At 44.5% G+C, this 20,969-nt stretch carries 12 protein-coding genes and 1 pseudogene; 9 read left to right on the forward strand and 4 right to left on the reverse strand.

Features of this window, described 5'->3' with window-relative positions; genetic code table 11:
* Positions 1 to 223 precede the first annotated feature (223 nt).
* Positions 224 to 2,182 (forward strand): GTP-binding protein, encoded by a 1,959-nt coding sequence (locus tag ACPV3A_RS01210; RefSeq protein ID WP_426197933.1) that lies wholly within the window; start codon positions 224 to 226, stop codon positions 2,180 to 2,182.
* A gap of 339 nt (positions 2,183 to 2,521) precedes the next feature.
* On the opposite strand, the gene ACPV3A_RS01215 is transcribed toward ACPV3A_RS01210, so the two are convergent.
* Complete coding sequence (locus ACPV3A_RS01215; RefSeq protein ID WP_194539880.1) at positions 2,522 to 3,730, reverse strand: MFS transporter; 1,209 nt, start codon at positions 3,728 to 3,730, stop codon at positions 2,522 to 2,524.
* Between the two features lie 590 nt (positions 3,731 to 4,320).
* On the opposite strand from ACPV3A_RS01215, the gene ACPV3A_RS01220 reads away from it, so the two are divergent.
* The 3 genes from ACPV3A_RS01220 (at position 4,321) to ACPV3A_RS01230 (ending at position 9,118) form a co-directional block, all read left to right on the forward strand.
* Positions 4,321 to 5,418 (forward strand): DNA alkylation repair protein, encoded by a 1,098-nt coding sequence (locus tag ACPV3A_RS01220; protein ID WP_426197934.1) that lies wholly within the window; start codon positions 4,321 to 4,323, stop codon positions 5,416 to 5,418.
* 621 nt (positions 5,419 to 6,039) lie between these two features.
* Complete coding sequence (locus ACPV3A_RS01225) at positions 6,040 to 8,553, forward strand: DUF3656 domain-containing U32 family peptidase (protein ID WP_426197935.1); 2,514 nt, start codon at positions 6,040 to 6,042, stop codon at positions 8,551 to 8,553.
* A 304-nt stretch (positions 8,554 to 8,857) separates the two neighbouring features.
* Complete coding sequence (locus ACPV3A_RS01230; protein ID WP_426197936.1) at positions 8,858 to 9,118, forward strand: hypothetical protein; 261 nt, start codon at positions 8,858 to 8,860, stop codon at positions 9,116 to 9,118.
* Positions 9,119 to 9,548: 430 nt separating this feature from the next.
* On the opposite strand, the gene ACPV3A_RS01235 is transcribed toward ACPV3A_RS01230, so the two are convergent.
* Positions 9,549 to 10,421, reverse strand: coding sequence for an acyltransferase family protein (locus ACPV3A_RS01235; RefSeq protein ID WP_426197975.1), 873 nt, complete (start codon positions 10,419 to 10,421; stop codon positions 9,549 to 9,551).
* A gap of 59 nt (positions 10,422 to 10,480) precedes the next feature.
* Positions 10,481 to 10,660 (reverse strand): annotated as a pseudogene (locus ACPV3A_RS01240) (hypothetical protein); the annotation flags it as partial.
* A gap of 198 nt (positions 10,661 to 10,858) precedes the next feature.
* Here ACPV3A_RS01240 and galU point away from each other — a divergent pair.
* Positions 10,859 to 11,740 (forward strand): UTP--glucose-1-phosphate uridylyltransferase GalU, encoded by an 882-nt coding sequence (gene galU, locus ACPV3A_RS01245; protein WP_426197937.1) that lies wholly within the window; start codon positions 10,859 to 10,861, stop codon positions 11,738 to 11,740.
* Between the two features lie 63 nt (positions 11,741 to 11,803).
* Here the strand turns inward: galU and ACPV3A_RS01250 are convergent, their stop codons facing one another.
* The gene (locus ACPV3A_RS01250) at positions 11,804 to 14,263 is read right to left on the reverse strand and encodes an O-antigen ligase family protein (protein ID WP_426197938.1); all 2,460 of its coding nucleotides are present in this window, start codon (positions 14,261 to 14,263) and stop codon (positions 11,804 to 11,806) included.
* Positions 14,264 to 14,413: 150 nt separating this feature from the next.
* Here ACPV3A_RS01250 and ACPV3A_RS01255 point away from each other — a divergent pair, with 150 nt between their 5' ends.
* The 4 genes from ACPV3A_RS01255 to ACPV3A_RS01270 are packed head-to-tail and all read left to right on the forward strand — an operon-like array spanning position 14,414 to position 20,887.
* Positions 14,414 to 15,781, forward strand: coding sequence for an ABC transporter permease (locus tag ACPV3A_RS01255; RefSeq protein ID WP_426197939.1), 1,368 nt, complete (start codon positions 14,414 to 14,416; stop codon positions 15,779 to 15,781).
* Positions 15,782 to 15,795: 14 nt separating this feature from the next.
* The gene (locus ACPV3A_RS01260) at positions 15,796 to 17,025 is read left to right on the forward strand and encodes an ABC transporter ATP-binding protein (protein WP_426197940.1); all 1,230 of its coding nucleotides are present in this window, start codon (positions 15,796 to 15,798) and stop codon (positions 17,023 to 17,025) included.
* The gene (locus tag ACPV3A_RS01265; protein ID WP_426197941.1) at positions 17,022 to 18,581 is read left to right on the forward strand and encodes a methyltransferase domain-containing protein; all 1,560 of its coding nucleotides are present in this window, start codon (positions 17,022 to 17,024) and stop codon (positions 18,579 to 18,581) included. Before ACPV3A_RS01260 ends, ACPV3A_RS01265 begins: the two co-directional genes overlap by 4 nt.
* Before the next feature lie 14 nt (positions 18,582 to 18,595).
* Positions 18,596 to 20,887 carry a glycosyltransferase family 2 protein gene (locus tag ACPV3A_RS01270; protein WP_426197942.1) on the forward strand — a complete coding sequence of 764 codons (2,292 nt, stop codon included), beginning with the start codon at positions 18,596 to 18,598 and terminating at the stop codon, positions 20,885 to 20,887.
* Positions 20,888 to 20,969 lie beyond the last annotated feature (82 nt).

A 20,969-nucleotide genomic window follows, 5' to 3' on the forward strand; every position in this document is an offset into this window, starting at 1 on the left:
ATAGGGGTGCCGCAGGCAGCTATTTTGGTTTATAGAGGTTGTTCAAAACCTTCTCGGTACTGAAAATCGACCTTTTTGAACACGCACAAATAGAGAAAAGGAGCGATTCTCATCCGAAATGATAGAACATATGTGCCGTTCATGCGATCTGATATGGTAAAATTAAATCTGTGAGAGCAATGGATATGTAATTAAACCGGCTTACAGAAGAGGGAATAAGCGGATGAAAAAAACGATAGGCATGTTCGCCCATGTGGATGCAGGAAAAACCACGTTGGCGGAGCAATTGTTATATATGACCGATACGATTCAGGAGCGCGGCCGCGTGGATCATCAGAGTGCTTTTCTTGATCGACATGACGTTGAAAGGGAACGGGGCATCACGGTATTTGCCGATCAGGCCACCATGTATTTTAACGGATCCACTTATTATTTAATCGATACGCCGGGTCACGTCGACTTCTCGCCGGAGATGGAGCGGGCGATTCAAGTCATGGACGCTGCCGTCGTCGTTATAAGTGCCGTGGAAGGTGTCGAAGGGCATACGGAGACGGTATGGCAGTTATTGCGCAAACATGGCGTCCCTACGTTCTTGTTTATTAATAAAATCGATCGGGAAGGCGCGGATGTGGCGCGTGTGTTTGCAGAGATTCGGAGTGAGCTTACCGAAGACGTCTGTATGATCACAGAGGAGGATGTGCTGCACGAAGGCGTGATGCAGTCCTCGGTCATTGAGGCTATCGCGGAGCGGGACGAGAAGCTGCTGGAGCAATATATGGAACAGGGATATGAGGTTTCACGGTGGCTGGATACGATGACCGCGATGATTAGGAAAAGGCAGCTATTCCCCTGCTTCGGCGGATCAGCTCTGCAAAACGTGGGCGTGTCCCATTTCTTGCAGCAGCTGGATCTGCTGACGGTTACGGACTATGATCCCGGGGCTGATTTTGCCGGAAGGGTATATAAGATTCGCCATGACGAACAGGGCGCAAGGTTAACCTATATCAAGGCCACGGGCGGAACGCTGCGGGTGCGCGACGAAATGACTTATTTCTCCGGAACGGAGATGATCACGGAGAAGGTGACGCATATCCGTTTGATCAATGGGGGGCGCGTGACGAATGTGGATCAGGTGCATGCGGGTGATCTGTTTGTCGTTACGGGTATTTCTTCAGCTGTGGCAGGGGATGGGCTTGGGACTCTGGGTGGTGGCCGGACGGTATATGAGCTTGTACCGACACTGAAGTCGAAGGTGCAATTCGACTCCTCGATTCATCCCAAGGATATGCTGCGCGAATTCCGTCTGCTGGATGCGGAGGATCCTTCCCTGTCTGTGCAGTGGGATGAGCATGCTCAGGCGATCCATATCCATGTGATGGGGATCATTCAGCTTGAAGTGCTGGAACGCATCGTGTCCGAGCGGTTCGGTTACCGGATCACCTTCGGTGAACCGGAGATTCTATATAAAGAGACCATAATGGAAGCCGTCGTAGGCTGTGGTCATTTTGAACCGTTGAAGCATTATGCGGAGGTGCATCTCCGGCTGGAGCCTGGGGAGCGGAACAGCGGCATCGTGTTCGCCAATGCTTGTCATCCCGATGTGCTCCCGGTCAATTATCAGCATCTGGTCGCCCAGCATGTCGGCGAGAGGGATCATCACGGGCTGCTTACAGGCTCACCCGTCACGGACATTAAGATTACCCTGCTAAAAGGGCGTGCGCACAACAAGCATACGCACGGCGGGGATTTCAGGGAGGCCACCTACCGTGCGTTACGCCAAGGCCTGGAGAAGGCAGTCAATATGCTTCTGGAGCCTTACTATCACTTCAAGGTAAAGGTGGATGCCGAGTATATCGGACGGTTGATGTCAGATCTGACCCAGGCGAAGGCAAGCTTCGAGCCGCCGGAAACGGCGGGAAACAAGGTGACGGTCACGGGATCGGCTCCCGTATCGACCATGATGAATTACAGCATGGAATTAGCCGCCTACACGAAGGGAAGAGGTGCGATATCCCTGGTTTACGGCGGATATGGCCGGTGCCATAACGAGGTCGAGGTCATTGAACGTAAAGGATACGATAAAAATGCGGACCCGGAATACAGCTCCTCTTCGATATTTTGCGCGAAGGGAAGCGGATATGCGGTGCCGTGGGATGAAGCGGACCGTCATATGCATGTGTAAAGTGGCGGAGGAGAATAGGTGTACAGGCAAGATGTGCGCGCTAGTGGAATATTCGCCGTTTTCATATTGCTCGTGACAAGTGAATGGTGCAGCAATGAATTGAATGATGTGTAGCGAGGCAGAATGCTGCTGTGAAAGGCAATCATGCGTAAGCGAAGCCGTTATTAGCAGGATTAAATATCAATGACATTAATTATGTAATGGAGTATATAGACAATCGAGCGATTATGAGTTAACGATGTTGGGACATATAAGCCCACCCGATGATTCAATTTAAATCCGTAATGAAATGCGCACGCGAGATATGAAATCATCCCGCGTGCGCATAGTAAAGAGATTTTATGAAGAGAGCGATCCTTTTTCAACAGGCTGCTGTCGCGTTGGCCGCATTGTCCAATAAGTAATGGCGGTCGTAATCAGCATTAACACACCGGTCATCAAGAATACCGAATGGATGTTAAAGATGCCGCTGATCATGCCGCCCGCCAGAGGTCCGGCCATCCCGCCAATTTGGTTGGCTGTCTGGTTGAGGCTGAACGCACGCCCGCGGAATTCGCTTGGCGTATGTTTGACAACTAGGCCGTTGAGTGCCGGGAATACGGCACAGAAGAAGGCGCCGTAAGCAAAGCGGATGGCCGAGAATGCCCAAATGTTGCTGAACAGGATTTGGGCGAGCGATCCGATTCCGCCGGCGAGCAGACCGATCAGCAGCACCTTTTGAAATCCGATTTTATCAGATAAGCGTCCCCAGCGGGCCGCAAACAGGATGCTGGCGATCCCGACGATGGAGAACACAAAGCCGGCAATCATTGAGGTATGTGATGAAGAGCCGCCGATTTGAGCGATATACAGCGGCAGTACGGGCTCGATCGTCATGACGGAGAACTGCGTCAGCACCGTAAGCATGAGCACGGTCATCAGCGCCTTGTTATGTCCGGCGACCTTAAACGTGTTTATGACGGAGACGCGCTCTTTGCTGGGTACGAATTTCTCTTCCTTGACCCAGAATATGACAAGCAGCGTGGCTGCGAAGCACAGCATCCCTGCCAATCCGAATGCCATTCGGTTGCTGAACAGGGAGGCCAGGGTGCCTCCGATCATCGGGCCCATAATGCCGCCGGTTGCGGTTGCCGTGGACATCATGGAGAGTGCGTAGCCGACCTTTTTCTCGGGGGTATTGGTGCCTACAATGGCGATTGCACCCGGGATAAAGCCGGAGAGAAGGCCTTGCAGCAGGCGGAGAATCAGCACCTGATACTCATTCGTGACGAATGCCATCAGAATATAGATGACAAAGAGCACCAGCCCCGCGCGGATAATCATCGGTTTGCGTCCATATTTATCCCCGACGGCTCCCCAGAAGGGAGAGGACAAGGCGCCCGCAAAAAAAGCGGAACTGAACAGCAGTCCCGACCACATTTCCGTATGCTTGGTAACGCCGAGCTCAATCAGAAAAAGCGGGAGAAATGGTATGACCATCGAGAAGCTTGATGAAACGATAAATGAGCCGAACCATAGTATCCATAAATTCTTTTTCCAGCTTTCCATGTCTTCTTCATCTCCTGGTGTGCGATTTGTTGTAATCCTTCGAGCTTCGCCTCCTGTCTTTTGAAATGGGATAATGATGTATGTATTACATTTTTAGAGATAGCAAAAGTATAAACTTCGAGACTTGAGTCCTTGTTCGCCGAGAAGGTGCAGGAGTTCTGCAGGAGAATCCGTCGGTTTACCGTCCTGGAGAAGGCGCTGCGCTTATCTCGAAAGAAAAACTTCCTCTACATGCGGTCTGTCATCTGTGAAGGTACGTCGATAGACGTTTTTCTTTAGAGATAAGAAAGTTGTTCATATATACATTGTGACATCCCAGCACGGGAGGCCGGATTCGGATAAAGCAAAACGCCCCCCTAATTTGGCAAACTGGAATGAACCAGACTGCCGCGCTAAAGCGAAAGGCGTGCAACTTCATCCTACACCACATGTTTTGGTATGGGAAGAGGCGGGGAACGGGGGTAGAGCGGTCGACGGCTCTTTTGGAGAAGGGGTGGAACCGCCAGGTTATCGCATAAATAAAGGGCTTTCAGGATTCTATAGGACGTAGATGCAATATCGTAAAAATTATTTTTTTAGGGAGAACTTATATGAGAGAAACGCTGAAGGATCTATATTCAAATACGTTGTTCCAGCAAGTGACCGACCGGTTGAAGGAGGTTTATCCGGCATTCGATTCGAACCGGTTCATGGAGCTGATCCATAATGAAGCCTGGGGACAGGAGGAGTTCAAGCAGCGCATCCGGCATATTACGCTGGCCTTAACGGACACGCTGCCTGCTTCTTACCCGAAAGCCGTTCAGATTCTGAAACAGGTAGCCCCGCATTTTAGAGGCGTGGAATATGTGTTTTTTCCTGACTATGTCGAGGTGAACGGGATGGAGGATCTGGAGACCTCGATGGAGGCTTTGGCGGTATTCACGCGTTCTTCCACGGCGGAGTTTGCGGTTCGGCCTTTTATCATCCAGGATCAGGAACGGATGCTGGCTCAGATGATGACATGGGCACAGTCCGATGACGAACATTTGCGCCGGTTGGCGAGTGAAGGCTGCAGACCACGCCTGCCTTGGGCACCGCAGCTGCCGGCCCTGATTAAGGATCCGCGTCCGGCGCTCCCGATCCTGGAGCAGTTGAAAGAGGATCCTTCCTTATATGTTAGAAAAAGCGTTGCCAATCACTTGAACGATATCTCCAAGGATCATCCGGAGCTTGTGCTTGAGATTGCTGCAAAGTGGTATGGCCATCATCCGTTAACGGATTGGATCGTGCGGCATGCGCTGCGTTCGCTGCTGCGGAAGGGGGATATCCGGGCACTGGCCATTTTCGGGTATGAGGAGCTTGAAGAGCTGGAGGGACTTGAGGTGCGCGAGCTGCGTATCAAACGTTCAGTAATCGCGATGGGGGATGATCTGGAGTTCGCTTTTCATGTGGTCAACGAAACCGGCCATGCGATGGCGCTCCGCATCGATTATGAGATCGATTATATGAAGGCAAACGGCGAGCTTGCGCCGAAGCGCTATAAATGCTCGGACAAGATCTATGCGCCGGGAAGCTGGAAGGTGGAGAAGAAGCAGTCGTTTAAACCGATCTCCACGCGTCGTTTCTATTCGGGTGATCACCGTCTTCACATTGTTGTGAACGGCAAGCGGTTGGCGAGCATGGATTTTGTGCTGGAGGGTGCGGAGTAAGAGTAGGGGCGTGATGCAGGACGATGTACTGGCAAACTTGAGGGCAGGTCGTGCGCTTGCAAACCTGTGATGCAGAAATCCTGGAACCAGTTGACGGTTGGGGCGATTCCGTTCCAAAGTTTTGTACATCGTGCGCACGATGCGTGGTTCGCGGCATGCTTGGATGGCTGTCGACCGCTGAGATGTTAAGGAGGTTCTGACTAAAGGATTTTGAAATCCCAATGCGGTATCCCTGGTATAAGGTGAGGGAAGGGAATCTCCTTAGGCAAAGAAAAGAGTTAAGAGCACTAGCCCCGCAAGGTGATCATGCGCCAGTAGCAGTCGCTGCGGAAGATGTGAGGCAAGCCTTCCGATGGGAGGGCTTGTTTTTGTTTTTACGAAGCAGAGTGCTATGCGGATTATGGCAACACTATCAAAAGTGTGGAAATCAAGTTAGCAGGTAGAAGAGAAGCCGGACTTTTGGTAAACTAGATAAGTTGAAAAGCTTTCGAAGCATTTACAAAATCAATTGATATAGATGTCGGAGGCCCTGTTCTATGAACATAGAGTATGGCTTGCAGGTTTCAATGAAAGAATAGTAGTACACAGCACGCCGGCTTGAACCGGCCTGGGAGGATATAGATGGACACGAAAGCACTACGAAGAGAAGACGTGGAGCTGCTGGCACCGGCAGGGGATTGGGATTGCATGCGGGCCGCGGTGGCGAATGGGGCGGACGCGATCTTTTTTGGGGTCGAGAAATTTAATGCGCGCGCACGGGCGAACAATTTCCGGATGGACGAGCTATCCGAGATTATGGCCTTCTTGCACAGTTATGGGGTTAAGGGGTTCCTGACCTTCAATATTCTGGTGTTCGAGAACGAACTGGAGGATGCCAAGGAACTGATCGATGCGTGCGTAGATGCAGGCGTGGATGCGGTGATTGTGCAGGATTTGGGTCTGGTAAAAATGATTCGCGAGATTTCCCCGGACTTCCCGATCCATGGTTCTACGCAAATGACGATTACGTCGCCGGAGGCCGTTGAGTTCACGAAACCGTTCAATATGGAACGTGTCGTACTGGGACGCGAGAACAATCTGAAGCAAATCCAGAAGATCGGGGAGCAGGCGAAGCTCCCAATGGAAGTATTCGTGCATGGTGCGCTATGCGTATCCTATTCGGGCCAATGCCTGACTTCCGAAATGTGGGGCGGCCGATCTGCCAACCGCGGAGAGTGCGCGCAGGCCTGTCGTCTGCCGTACGATCTGATCGTGGATGGTGAGCAGAAACCAATGGGCGACGTCGCCTACTTGCTCTCACCGAAAGATCTGGCTGCGATTGATCTGATGCCGGAGCTGATTGAAGCGGGCGTGACCTCGTTCAAGATTGAGGGCCGGTTGAAGACTCCAGAGTACGTGGCTAACGTTGTGAGCAAGTATCGGAAGGCGATCGACCGGTATTTTGACGGCGAAGATGCGAGACCGAGCAAGGAAGAGGTTCGCGAGCTGCAGCAGAGCTTCTCCCGCGGCTTCACGCATGGCTTCCTGGATGGAACGAACAATAAGAAGCTGGTTGAGGGTACGTTCCCGAAAAGCCGCGGTGTGTACCTCGGCCGGGTGGAACAAATTCTGCGTGACGGTGTCGTCTGCAAGCTGGATGCGCCGCTGAAGCGTGGAGATGGTATTGTGTTCGATGCCGGCGACCCAACGAAAAAAGAAGAAGGCGGACGCGTCTACGACGTGCGCCGCAAAGGCGTCAAGCTGGAGGGCGAAGCGCAGGAAGGCTGGATCGTCGATATCGTTCCCGGCCGGAGCGACGTGGACCTGCGCAAGCTGCATGTGGGCGACCGGATCTGGAAGACGAACGATCCGGCGCTGGATAAGCGCCTCCGTCAGACGTACGAGACGGAGAAGCCGTACCGGGTATTCCCGCTACATGTGCGTATCAGCGGACGTCCCGGACAGCCGCTGTCTACCTGGTGGACCGATGTGCAGAAGGGCACGACGGTCCAAGTGGATTCGGAGCTGGAACTGGAGATAGCCCAGAAGCGGCCGCTCAGCCAGGAGATCCTGGAGGAGCAGCTTGGCCGCCTGGGCGGAACGGTGTTCCAGCTCGAGGCACTCGACGTCGATCTGTACGGCGACGTCATCGTGCCGATTCGCGAGCTCAACAGCATCCGCCGCCGTGCGGTGGAGCTGCTCGCTGGCGAGCGGCCGAAGCCGCCCGTGTACGTGAAACGGGCGGTGTCGGTGTATGGCGATGCGGCTGTGCCCGCAGCGCCCGTGGCTCGCGGTGAGGCGAAGCTCACCGCGCTGTGCCGCAGCCTCCCGCAGGTTGAGGCTGCGCTTGCGGCCGGCGTTGAGATGATCTACGCCGACTTCGAATTCATCAAGCAGTTCCCGGCAGCGGTGGAAGCCGTGCGTGCAGCCGGCAAACAGATTGCGCTGGCAACGCCGCGCATTCACATGCCGGGCGAGAACGGCTACCATAACAACATTCTGCGCCTCCAGCCGGACGCTGTGCTGGTGCGCAATACCGGTGCGCTGTATTTCTATCTGCGCCAGCGGATGGAGAACCCGGGGGCGAAGCATCCCCGGCTGATCGGCGACTTCTCCTTGAACATTGCCAACCACAAGGCGGTTGACCTGTTCGTCGAAGCCGGATGCGACACCGTCACGCCTTCCTATGACCTGAACATCCAGCAAATGGTGGATCTTCTCGGCAAGGCCGACACGTCCAAGATGGAGATCGTTATCCATCAGCATCTGCCGATGTTCCATACCGGGCACTGCGTGTACTGTACGTTCCTCAGCGAAGGAACAGACTTCACGAACTGCGGTCGTCCGTGCGAAGAGAGCCGCGTGTCCCTGCAGGACCGGATCGGCATGTCCCACCCGGTACGGGTCGACGAAGGCTGCCGTAACACCGTGTACAATGCCATCGAGCAATCCGGTGCCGAGTACTTGGCCAACTTCATGGAGCTAGGCGTATCCAGCTACCGCGTGGAGTTCCTCGAGGAAACGCCGGAGCAAGTCCACGAGGTCATCGATCTCTACAACCGCGCCCTGCGCGGTGAGATCAGCGGCACCCAGGTGTGGAAGAAGCTGAAGGCCACCAACCAGCTTGGCGTTACGCGGGGGCAGTTGGTGAAGTAAGGAACGGATTGTATACAACATGTCTGACCTTTGAAAGGGTCAGGCATGTTTTTTTGTTTTTAGAATAGGATGAGGGGTGCTTCATGTGCGCTGCATTCGGGACTTCAGTCCCCTATACGCATGGTGAGATTTATACGACAATTGTTTATAATTGGAATCTATTGTTTTATTTAGTGATAGTATCGAGAGAACAGCTTGTTATGGATTAAGAGTAAAAAGGTGGGGGAATATGATTTCTAAAAAATATATGCTTTGGCTCGGGTTACTTACCTTATTGGCTGTAGTCCTTGGGGGGTGTAAAGACGTGAAGGGAAATGATCAAACAGCAATTATAGAGGAAGCACAAAAGGTGGCAATTACGCACTTTCAAGAAGAGTACGGTTTAGAGGTCCGAATAACGAAACAAGAGATGCTCCCTACCTATGTGGCTTCCCAGGTTAATATGGAGGGACACGTGGTCGGAGAGGAAGAACAGCGATTTAACATCTCCGTTAATTATAAAGATTGGACCACCTTGAATACGTTTTTGAGTCCGGAGTTGAATGATGCGCTTAATAAGGTCTAACGAATAGAACCATTCAAGTCAGTCCTGATGAGCTTCGTAATCGCGAATAATGGAAAACTATGCGCATAGGGCTCATGGAGAACTCGGAAACATTCAAACCCGATTCCCAATACATCCAGAGCAGCCAAAGTCTCCGACTTCAGCCCATGGTTGAGCAATTATCAATGTCTATTACTACATTGAGCCAATATTATCTGCAACAACCAATGATATATTGTACTATATAAATGTAAAAGTAGATCAATTTGAGAGGGTCTACAATAGCGACTAACAACTGTAATTCGTTGCTTTGTTTTAATTAGGAACTCTGATTTCGAAAGGAGTTCGTCTATTCAAACTCGGGGGGCGGCAGTTGGTGAAGTAAGGAAGTATAAGTATTGCTTATATACCGAGCAATTTAAAGCTCATAAATAAAAGGAGTGATGCCAAGTTAGGCATCACTCCTTTTTGCGTCGGAACGCTTCATTTCAGCTCGTTCATGGCGGTGCTTGGATCGATAATGGAATAGAAACCCGACGCTCGGCTCGACGATCCAACCGAAGCCGCGTTTGATCCAGGACGAGGATAGCAGCCAGGTTAAAAGGGCGCCGAACAGGATCAGCAGCAGCTTGCCTCCCGCGGACCGGAACGCTTCAAACCAGCTCAGATGCTGCATCGTTTTGACGATGAACCCGTGAAGCAAAAAGACGTACATGGTATTGACCCCCCGGTCGGTGAAGGGCGTATCCGACTCCGGAATGAGGGAGAGGACGCACAGTCCCATGATGACGGAGAAGGCGTAGGTGATCATACGGTAGAAGCCTGCATACCACGAGTCCAAGCCGAACTCCAGGTAAGGCATCGCCCCGTAGAACCAGTTAGTTGGCAGGATCGGCGATATGACGTACAGGAAGACAAGTCCGGCAGATAGCAGGATAATCGATAGCAGCTGAAATGGCCGGGTCTTGATGGCATCCAGCCATTCCCTTTTGAAAATATATCCGACGAGAAAAAAAGGCAGGAAGTACAGCGTGCGCGAAATGCTCGCGTAATAGTCGACATCGATCGAGTACCCGAGCATGATGGACATCGCGAAACAGACGACGAGCGGGTATTTGAGCATCAGCAGGTACGGCAGAAGCATTTTCCACAGCATCATGCTGAACAGGAACCACAGGATCCAATTGGGGTAAAAGAACGTGAAATCGAGCCGATCCAAGCCTTGCATGTAATAGTCGAACAGGGTATAGAGCGTCTCGAATATGAAATACGGCACGACCAGTCCCGACAGCAGGCCGACGTATTGTTTGGGAATTGAATGCATTTGGCAAAATAACCGGCCGCAAAAATAAACAGCGGCATATGAAACGAGTAAATGAACTGATNCTCGATGAGATGCCCTACGACCACCAACAAGATCAATATGAATTTGAGGTTATCGAAATAGGAGTCTCTCTCTTTCATCAGCAACCAGCTCCTTTGGCTTTTTGGTCCATCGAAGTTTCGTACTAGTATATCGGAGGGGGCTTGGTCATTTCCATGGATAAAACTGGGAGGTGTCATTTCCAGTTATCGGCCCCACCTTGAAAATTGCCACATCAAAACCGATAAGGTGAAGAGAAAGGTAACACCGCCTAAGCTGCTAAAGCACGGACAATGAGCTGCCTGCCTTTGACAAAAACCTATTTTAATCGATGGGTTGGTCAGACTCATGGTACAATGGCATCAATATATTGGGACTACGGGAATGGAGGAGATAAGATGAACATTCGTAAAGCGATCATACCCGCCGCTGGACTTGGTACGCGGTTCCTGCCAGCCACGAAAGCGATGCCGAAAGAGATGCTTCCGATTGTGGACAAGCCGACCATACAATACATCATCGAGGAAGCGGTCGCTTCCGGCATTGAGGACATTATTATTGTGACGGGTAAGGGGAAGCGGGCGATTGAGGATCACTTTGATTCTTCATTTGAGCTGGAACATAACCTAGCAGAGAATGGGAAATGGAACCTCCTCGAAGAAGTGCGTAAGCCCTCCAACATGGCAGATATCCATTATATCCGTCAAAAGGAGCCTAAGGGGCTGGGTCATGCCATTTGGTGCGCACGTAAGTTCATTGGAGATGAACCTTTTGCGGTGTTGCTAGGCGATGATATCGTGGAATCGGAAGTCCCTTGCCTAAAACAGATGATGAAAGTCTACGACACCTATCAATCTGCCATTGTAGGCGTTCAGCCGGTATCCTGGGACGAAGTGGACCGTTACGGGATCGTAGATGGACTTCAGAAATCAGAACGAATCTATGAAACGTCGAGGTTGGTAGAGAAGCCGTCCCGTGCTGAGGCGACTTCTAACCTGGCCATCATGGGCCGCTATATTTTGCCGCTGGAAATCTTCGACCTGCTAGAGAATCAGGAGGTTGGAAAGAACGGGGAAATTCAACTGACAGATGCGCTTTCAGCCTTGGCTGAACGCAGCCCGATCTATGCATATCATTTTGACGGGATGCGCCATGATGTCGGCGAGAAGTTGGGATTTATTGAAACCAGCATTCATTATGCATTGCAGCGAGAATATTTGAGAGAGGACTTGATTGCATATTTAAGTGGAGTTTTGGCGAAAGTACGTAATCTAATATGACTTAACATATGAAAGAAGGGACAGTTGGGTAGAGGTTTTCTACCACGAACTGTCCCTTTTTAATTAGAATTGAAGATCAGCAAGCTGTTGAACATTTTGCTTCGCATTCGGATCAACTTGAGTTAGTTTCCCCATAAGGGCATCATCGCTTAAGTTTTGCTTTTGCAATGCTGCCAGATACCAACGAACAATTTCTTGTTGGGTTGTTTGCGAGAGATCTTCTTGTATGCCAAGCTTAAGTGCTTCCGCTGCTTGCTCCGGTTGATTCATCATGAAGTACATTTTGCCTGTATGGAGAATCATGTCGGGTGTGTTTTCGAAAGGATTACCTTGTAGTTGCCCTTCCGGTAGTGTAGCTAAATGCTTAATACCTTCTTGTACTTTAACAAAGCCCTCTGTTGCAAAATTAAAGTACTTCTCTTTTCCGGCAGCATCCCCTTCTCCTAAGGCTTTCATTCCAAGGTCATACCCTTTATTGATGATCTGCTCATACCAATTGATGTCCCATTTAAATTTATAGGCATTATTCACAAGTATGTCATAAGCTTGTTCTGGTTGTTGGATCATTTCATAACTCTGTACCAATCGGTTCAGTATGGATTTATTATAGGGCTCGTCTTCAAGTGCCTGATTTAAGAGATTCGAAGATAGTTGAATGAAACTTTCATCCTGAGTCTGCTGGTAAACTGATTGATATAATGAGTTAAGTAGCAGGACGGATTCTGTATGGCTAGGCCGAATGCTGAGATCTTTGTCCAGTGGAGCTTTAATCTCTTCAAACGATGTACTAACCTGGACAACTCTACGAGCTTCCATACCAGCTTCGGCAGCCTGTACATAACGGATGGAAGTGATCAGTACAATAATAGAAGCAAGGCCTACAACAGCTGTGTAGATATTTCTTGCTGTTGAATCCTGTACACTCCATTTTTTGATTGGTTTGCTGTCCATTACGGCAGCCATTCCGCCAAGCCCCAGGAATACAAGAATCCCCATGAACACATAACTCATGTTAAAGTCCAAAATACTGTGAATCAAAATCGAAAGGACGATGATGAGATAAAGGAAATGACGATTGCGATCTTCTTCATTGCCTTTGACATAGCCGCGAATATACTTATAGAAAATATATAGGATAAACGACATGAATATCAAAAATCCGACAATTCCGACCTCGATCAAGTACTGTAAAAAGAAGTTATGCGCTTGACGACTTGTATAAGGGTTGTTCTGGTATTGCTCATAGAGAGATGCCCATGCTCCCCCGCCGGCTCCGATGATAGGGTAGTCTGCTAGCACCTTCATGGCATCTTTATAGAAAGTAAATCGTTCAAGAACACTGTGCTGGTTAAAGTTAATGTTCTCAAGGCGGACACTAATATTTTGTGGTAAAACATTCTTCAGACTGGTGCCGATGAATAGGAAGATCAGCAGCCCCCCAATAACTAATGAGCCGATGGGAATCCACATGTTGGAGGCCTTTTTAGTGGACCAATTACTTAATGCTTTATTTAGTTTTGGAGCGATGAAACTTTGAATGACCCATCCAAGAAGGCCCACAGCAGCGGACGCACCAAGTAAGATTCCCCAACCTTTAAAGGCGCCACTACTGCTGAAGGCTTCATTTAAACTCAAGCCCAGCTCTGTTACCGGTTTGGATATGATTAGTGAAGCAACGCCTGCTATACCGCAGTATAGGATCCACATCAATTGTTTAGCTGGCTTCAGGAAAAGGAGCAACAGAACAAATACAACAGGTAACATCACCAGACCGCCTCGAGATAACGTCAAGAGTAGCGATACTATGATGGGTACTAGCATAAAGCTATGAAAAGCTTGGCTGTACCATTTTTTTGATGTCGTAATGAAAAAGACTGCTGCAAACAAGAAAGCCATTAGAAAGGCTGCATAAGTATTCGCGTACTGGAATACCGAAGTCAGACGAAGACCATTAGAGTCGGTCATGACCGCATGAGTATACGTGCCGTTTAAAACCGTGTTAGAAAACCATTTTGCAATAGCTCCGGCAGTCTTACCCTGGCCAAACCAATGGAGTAGACCAAAACCAACAATAAGATATGCTACAGCCATAATTGTGCTTTGAATGATTCGATTTCCTAATTTGTCACGAAGAACGTACAATCCAATGATGAACATAATGGCATAAATACAATTTATGATGATCATATTCATGGCAAGACTATGGGAAGCCGCGCTGATGAGTGAGAGTATGTAAGTTAGAGGTAGTAAAAGCACACCCACAGCAAGCCAATCTCTTTCATCCTTGAGTTGGATGCTTTTATAAAATTGTGCGATCCAAAGAAATAATAGTAGAGTTGCTAGTATAGCAGCCCAAAAAATCGGTTTTTCAAATTGTAACTCTTGACCGTTAAATAGAGCCGTTTGGAAAGGTGTCCAGAACAGAAATAAGATAATTCCTGAAATTAACACCCAGAACACAGCAGGTCTCTTTCCTTCTATCCTCGACTCAGCGGCTTTTTTACCGTATACTGGATTCGACAACGTAATTAGCTCCTTTTCTTGTAGATACGACAATATTTTAGCATATGAATAATAATATAACCAAGCTAGGAAACATTATCTTGGGAAATATAGATTCAGAAGTCAAAATTGATTCTCAAAAGTAAACCAAATGAATTAAGGGGAAGTGCAATGAGTCGTTTTAAGAGAATTCTTTTGTTTGCAATAGCGGTAATAGCAATGATAGGTTCCTTTTCTATCCTGGAAATATATAATCGATCTAATTTCGATGTCATACTAAGCTTTGATGTGAAATCAGAGTTCTCAGATGATTATCAAGTTTTTTATTCTAAAGCTAATTTAGGATGGGAAGAACAAAATTCTTTACATATGAACTATAATACGCCAGGAGAATGGAAAACTCTCGAGTATCAAATTCCAAAGGATACAAGTCAACTACGAATTGACTTTGGAATGAAAAAAGGTAACATACTTCTTCGTTCGTTGGTTATTAATGCTAATTCACAAGTGCCTATTTATTTGAATGAGCTAGAAAAAACTTCGTATAATCAAGTTCAACTGGAGAATGTGATTGAAGATCAGCTAGAGATGTATTCTTTGGGGAAAGACCCTTATGTAGAATTCAGCGTACAGCAATTCATCCATGATTCGGTGCATAAAACGAGCTATGTTCATAAGACTAAAAACATTGTTATTAGTATTATTTTTAGTGGTCTTATTGTATTTATAACTAGATACCTGAAAACTAGTTTCCAATTTTTGAGAACTATTACTGCTAATAACCGCTTAATTTTAAACTTAGCGAGAAATGATTTTAAAACTAAATACGCCTCATCGTATCTTGGAGTCATTTGGGGATTTGTAAATCCTCTTTTGACTATTCTTACATATTGGTTTGTTTTCCAAGTAGGGCTAAGAAGCGGCAATGTTTCAGAAGTTCCATTTATTCTATGGTTCATCACAGGTATCGTTCCTTGGTTTTTTTTCGCAGAAGCATTCTCAGGCGCTACAAATTCATTACAAGAATATAGTTACTTAGTAAAAAAAGTTGTGTTTAAAATTGAACTCTTGCCTGTAGTGAAAATAGTTTCTGCTTTATTTGTTCATTTATTTTTTATTGGTTTTCTATTCGTTGTATTTGCTGCATACAGTTACTATCCGAAAATCTATAATTTTCAATTTCTTTATTACTCTGTTTGCTTGATAGTTTTGGTTCTATCGTTATCAATTCTAACAGCTGCAGTAGTGTTATTTTTCAAAGATTTAGGTCAAATTATAACTATAATTCTACAAATGGGGTTTTGGTTTACCCCTATCGGATGGCCGGTAACTATGTTGTCAGACTTCTGGGCATATATCTTTAAGCTTAATCCTGTTTTTTATATTGTACAGGGCTATAGAGATACTTTCATTGACAAGATACTGTTTTATGAAAGACCATATGAAACATTGTATTTTTGGATAGTATGTTTAAGCATTTTTACTTTAGGGACAGTGGTGTTTAGAAAATTGAAGCCTCACTTTGCTGACGTACTTTAGGAGTTGAATATTTTATGGAACCTATTATAGAGGTTAAAAACATTGTCAAAAAGTACAGACTGTATAATAAACCAATAGATCGTTTAAAGGAATCCCTGAATCCCTATAAAAAAAAATACCACCAGGAATTTAATGCAATAAACGATGTGTCTTTTGTTGTAAATAAGGGCGATGCAGTGGGGATACTTGGGAAAAATGGATCGGGTAAATCCACATTACTTAAGCTTATCACCGGTGTTATATCTCCAAGTTCTGGGGAGATTTTTGTAAATGGGAAAGTATCCGCTATTCTTGAACTCGGTGCTGGTTTTAATCCTGAATATACTGGTAGAGAAAATATTTATTTGAATGGATTAATGATGGGATACACTAGGGAAGAAATGGATGAGAAAATCAATTCAATTATAGATTTTGCTGATATAGGAACATTTATAGAACAGCCCGTAAAAGTGTATTCAAGTGGAATGTTTGCAAGACTAGCATTTGCTGTTTCTATTAATGTTGAACCAGATATTCTAATCGTTGACGAGGCATTGGCAGTAGGAGATATTAGATTTCAAACAAAATGTATTGAAAAAATGAAGGAATTGAAGTCGAAAGGGACGACTATATTATTTGTATCCCATGCAACGGAACAAGTAAAGAGATTTTGTAACAAAGCAGTGTGGATTAAAGAAGGTAAGGTTAAGGCTGAAGGTGCATCGAGTGAGATTGTAGATTTATATGAAGATTACATGAAGCATGGCAATGATTATTTTGGGACTGCGAATACAAACTCAGCTGATGTTAATAAATCTTATAATGTAAGTAATGAGGAAAACATTGTATTGCCTGAAGACCCTAATATTCTTGCATCCATCACTAACGTCAATATTTTCAAAGACGAACTTAAATCCTTCGACCAATTAGAAATTGAAGTTATCTATGAAGTATATGAAGACTTTATCGAAGATTTATTAATTGGAGTAGCCCTTTATACACCCAAAAGAGACTATATTTTTGGTCCTAATACTCACTTGGAAAAAATAGAGATCCCGAAAAGTTTTGGGAGACACAGTATAAAATATATAGTTCCGAAGCTTCCATTGATGGGAGGTACCTATTGTATTGATGTTGGGATATTTAGCAATGAAGGTTTAATCTGTTTGAATTATAAGGAGAATGCCAGTCAATTTGTAGTTACAAATGATTATTTTTCGGAGGGTCTCGTTTATTTGAACCATAGATGGGAAGTGATAAAATGATCAATATTTCTTTTGATCAGTATCAACGATACAAGAATGTTGCGAATCTAATAAATCGTCTTCGTACGAAAAAAGAAGTGTTTAGAATCCTTGAGGTCGGAGCTAATGAGCATCAGAACCTAGAATTGTTTTTGCCAGATGACATGATATTTTATCTGGATATACAAATTCCCGATCAGCTTTTAAATAATCCGCAATACATTTTGGGCGATGCAACGGAAATGTCCTTTTCAAATGATTCATTTGATATAGTAGTAGCCTTAGATGTGTTTGAACATATTCCTCCAAGAAAAAGGGAGGATTTTATTAATGAGTTATATCGAGTTAGCTCTCAGTTCTTTGTACTTACTGCACCGTTTTATTCACCGGAGGTAATTGAAGCTGAAAAGAGAGTAAATAAAATATATAATCTTTTCTTTAAAACTGATTTTATTTGGTTAGAGGAACATTCAGCAAATGGTTTGCCGAAACAAGAAGAGTTGGAAAGTCAACTGAAAAACAACCATTATCCGTATTGCGTTTTTAATCATGGGAATATAGATGTTTGGGAAAAATTAATGGGAGTTCATTTTATTGCTGCTTCCAATCCTGAGTTATTAATGTATCGACAGGAAATTGACGATTATTATAATAGATATTTATTTGATTATGACTTTACTGATAGCTCCTACCGGAAAATATTTGTTGTGGGTAAGGAAAGAAGTATTGAGGCTGTTCAAATGAACCCTCTCTGTGACATTCCTCCAGATAGAATAACTAAAATCAATGAATTAGTAATTAATTTTTATAGACTTGCAACTCTTATGAATCCAAAGCAGAATGTTCCAATGGAACAATTAATTAATAAAGAGGATGAGCCTGATCATATTCAAGTTTTCATTGATGAAGGACATGGGTTCAATGAGCAAAACAGTCATATTATAAAACATATTCACGGACATACGGTGAGACACTTTTCTAAGGAAGTTAATTATCACAATTCTATTGCCTCGATTAGAATTGATCCCTCTAATTATATGGGCGTTTTTAAAATATATAACATAAGGCTAGTTGATAATATTGGCGAAGCATTTTCACGATATACGATATCAGGAAACTATAGTTTTAATCATAAAAATAATTATCTTTTTGAAGAGGACGATCCACAGATAATTATTAAGTTCGATTCTAATGTTACTCTGAAACGTATAGAATTCGATGTTTTAAGGTTCTTTGATGATTATCGAGTTCTTATTCCTGAGATTAAGAATGATATTCTTACATTAAATGATATCTGTGAGAACAGATTAACTGAAATTAACAGATTGAATAATGTAGTGTCTGAGATAACTAATAAACAAAATGAAGCTTTTGTATTACTTGAACAAAAAGAGGAAGAATTAAAAAGAATGCAACTAGAGTTGGAGACACTTCAATCGCAAGTGAGGACTATAGAGTCTAATAATGAAAATGAGATGAGGATTGTTAGAGAGCAGTTAGAACTAAAAAGTAATGAGTTAAATCGAATTTATAACTCTAGGGTTTGGAAGTTGATTAAAAGGACTATTAAGACTTAAGAGGAGTGTAGGTTTTGAAATTGGGGAGATTTAAAAATAAAATAACTTCTGTGATAACTGGCATATTTAGAATCAAGACGAAAATAAGACTAGAACCTATCTCAGATCTAAGAAAGTTAGAGGGAAAATGGGTCTCCGAAGGCAATGATCCTGCCTTTTTACTCGAAGGTAATTTTTTTGGGGGATGGAATAAAATTTCATATTGCTCCCAGTCTGAAGAGTACATCCCAATGAAGATATACTGGGATATTGGAGAAGGATTTTCTGAAAAAGATAGTAAAGTCATATGTACTATAATGCCTGGAAACTTGAAACATGAACAATTTATATACATCCCCGTAGGAACGACCAATCTTCGGTTGGATCCTGGGGAAAGAGAGCTAACTTTTGGTTTGGAGAATCTGTATTTCAGAAAAACGACAAGGTTAGATGTATTGTTAGCATCGTTCAGTAGAATTCTCATGGAAAGAGGAGGTAGTTTAGTAACCTTTAAAAATATAATAAATAAAACTTATAGAACTTACAAAACTCAAGGGCTCAAGGCAATATGGAGAAAGGCAAAGAGTACATTGGGGATAGATTCAGAAACTAGTGCTCAGGATTACCAGATATGGATTATACAAAATCAATTGTCAGATGAGGAGAAATTAAAGATTAACGGAGAAGTCGAGCAATTTACATACAAGCCGTTAATCTCAATAATTTTGCCGGTATATAATGTTGATGAGGTTTGGTTACGGAAATGTATTGATTCAGTGATTAATCAGATCTATCCTAACTGGGAACTATGTATTGCTGATGATGCTTCACCTAAACCCCATATTAAGAAAGTACTTAGGGAGTATTCAGAACGTGATGCCCGAATAAAGGTAGTCTTCAGAGAAAAGAATGGGCACATCTCTGAATCATCAAATACTGCTCTTAGTATTTCACAGGGAGAATTCATTGGGTTACTTGATAATGATGACGAGTTATCAATTGATGCATTATATGAAAATGTCAGACTCCTTAATGAACATCCAGATGCTGATATGATTTATAGTGATGAAGACAAGATTAGTGTAGAAGGTGTGAGAAACTCGCCATTTTTTAAACCAGACTGGTCACCTGATTTATTAATGACACATATGTATGTTTGCCATTTTGGAGTGTATCGTACATCTTTGGTTAAGAAAATTGGAGGATTTAGAAAAGGGTTAGAAGGTAGTCAGGATTTCGATTTAGCTTTGAGAGTAAGCGAACTAACTCACAACATCTACCATATTCCTAAAATTCTATATCACTGGAGAACTATTCCTGAATCGACCGCGTCTGGTCCAGGAGCTAAAAACTACACACATTATGCCGGACTAAAAGCAGTTAATGATGCTATACAACGAAGAGGGATTGATGGTTACATTGAGGAACTCGAAGGTTACTCGAATTTTTATAGAGTGCACTATAATAATAGAGTTGATTCACTGGTTAGCATAATTATTCCTACTAGAGACGGCGTATTGCTAGATCAATGTTTGAATTCATTAACGAAAACACTGTTGGATAAAAAATATGAGATTATTATTGTTAATAATGGAAGTTCTCTAAGAGATACATATTTACTTTTTGAAAAATGGAAGAGTATCCTTAAGGATCAATTAAAAATCATAACAGTTGATGAACCATTTAATTACGCAAGAATAAATAATATAGCTGTTGAAAATGCGAGTGGAGAGCTTCTCTTATTATTAAATGATGACATTGAGGTTATTAGCACTAATTGGTTTGATGATATGGTAGGACAGGCAGTAAGAGAAGAGATTGGGGCAGTAGGTGCCTTTTTAATGTACCCTGATAAAACGATCCAACATTCTGGTTTAACTCTCGGTTTAGGTAAACAAAGAGCTGCCGGAGATGGACATCACAATCGTCCAATAACTGATCCAGGATATTTTGGGGCGATGTTATCTGTCAAGAATGTATCTGCTGTAACAGCTGCATGTTTAATGGTGAAAAAAAAGTTATATCTAGAAGTAGGCGGTATGGATGAAAAATTATCAGTTGCTTACAATGATGTTGATTTTTGTCTGAAGCTAAGATCTGAAAGTTACTTGAATATTTGGTTGCCTTATGTTCAGATGATTCATCATGAATCAAAAACTAGAGGTGATGATTTATTATCTAATGAGAAATTAATTAGATTAAACAAAGAGGCATTATACCTGCAAAATAAATGGGGGAATATTCTACTAGAAGATCCTTACTATAATCCTAATCTTTCATTGGATACAGGGTATGCTCTAAACATAGAGGGTTCTTTAATAAAGTAGAAATACAGCTTGATATTAGGGGAATCGCACTCTACATATTTGTATCTTGTCCCTACTCTAAGTGATTGATACTAGAGAAAAT

Origin of the sequence: Paenibacillus sp. Dod16, assembly GCF_049893405.1 — a bacterium.
Lineage (GTDB): Bacteria > Bacillota > Bacilli > Paenibacillales > Paenibacillaceae > Paenibacillus_AQ.

What these genes read in the sequence shown, in the direction of transcription:
- ACPV3A_RS01210 (WP_426197933.1), top strand. Translation starts at nt 224, where the DNA reads ATGAAAAAAACGATAGGCATGTTCGCCCATGTGGATGCAGGAAAAACC.
- ACPV3A_RS01215 (WP_194539880.1), bottom strand. Translation starts at nt 3,730, where the DNA reads ATGGAAAGCTGGAAAAAGAATTTATGGATACTATGGTTCGGCTCATTT.
- ACPV3A_RS01220 (WP_426197934.1), top strand. Translation starts at nt 4,321, where the DNA reads ATGAGAGAAACGCTGAAGGATCTATATTCAAATACGTTGTTCCAGCAA.
- ACPV3A_RS01225 (WP_426197935.1), top strand. Translation starts at nt 6,040, where the DNA reads ATGGACACGAAAGCACTACGAAGAGAAGACGTGGAGCTGCTGGCACCG.
- ACPV3A_RS01235 (WP_426197975.1), bottom strand. Translation starts at nt 10,421, where the DNA reads ATGCATTCAATTCCCAAACAATACGTCGGCCTGCTGTCGGGACTGGTC.
- galU (WP_426197937.1), top strand. Translation starts at nt 10,859, where the DNA reads ATGAACATTCGTAAAGCGATCATACCCGCCGCTGGACTTGGTACGCGG.
- ACPV3A_RS01255 (WP_426197939.1), top strand. Translation starts at nt 14,414, where the DNA reads ATGAGTCGTTTTAAGAGAATTCTTTTGTTTGCAATAGCGGTAATAGCA.
- ACPV3A_RS01260 (WP_426197940.1), top strand. Translation starts at nt 15,796, where the DNA reads ATGGAACCTATTATAGAGGTTAAAAACATTGTCAAAAAGTACAGACTG.
- ACPV3A_RS01265 (WP_426197941.1), top strand. Translation starts at nt 17,022, where the DNA reads ATGATCAATATTTCTTTTGATCAGTATCAACGATACAAGAATGTTGCG.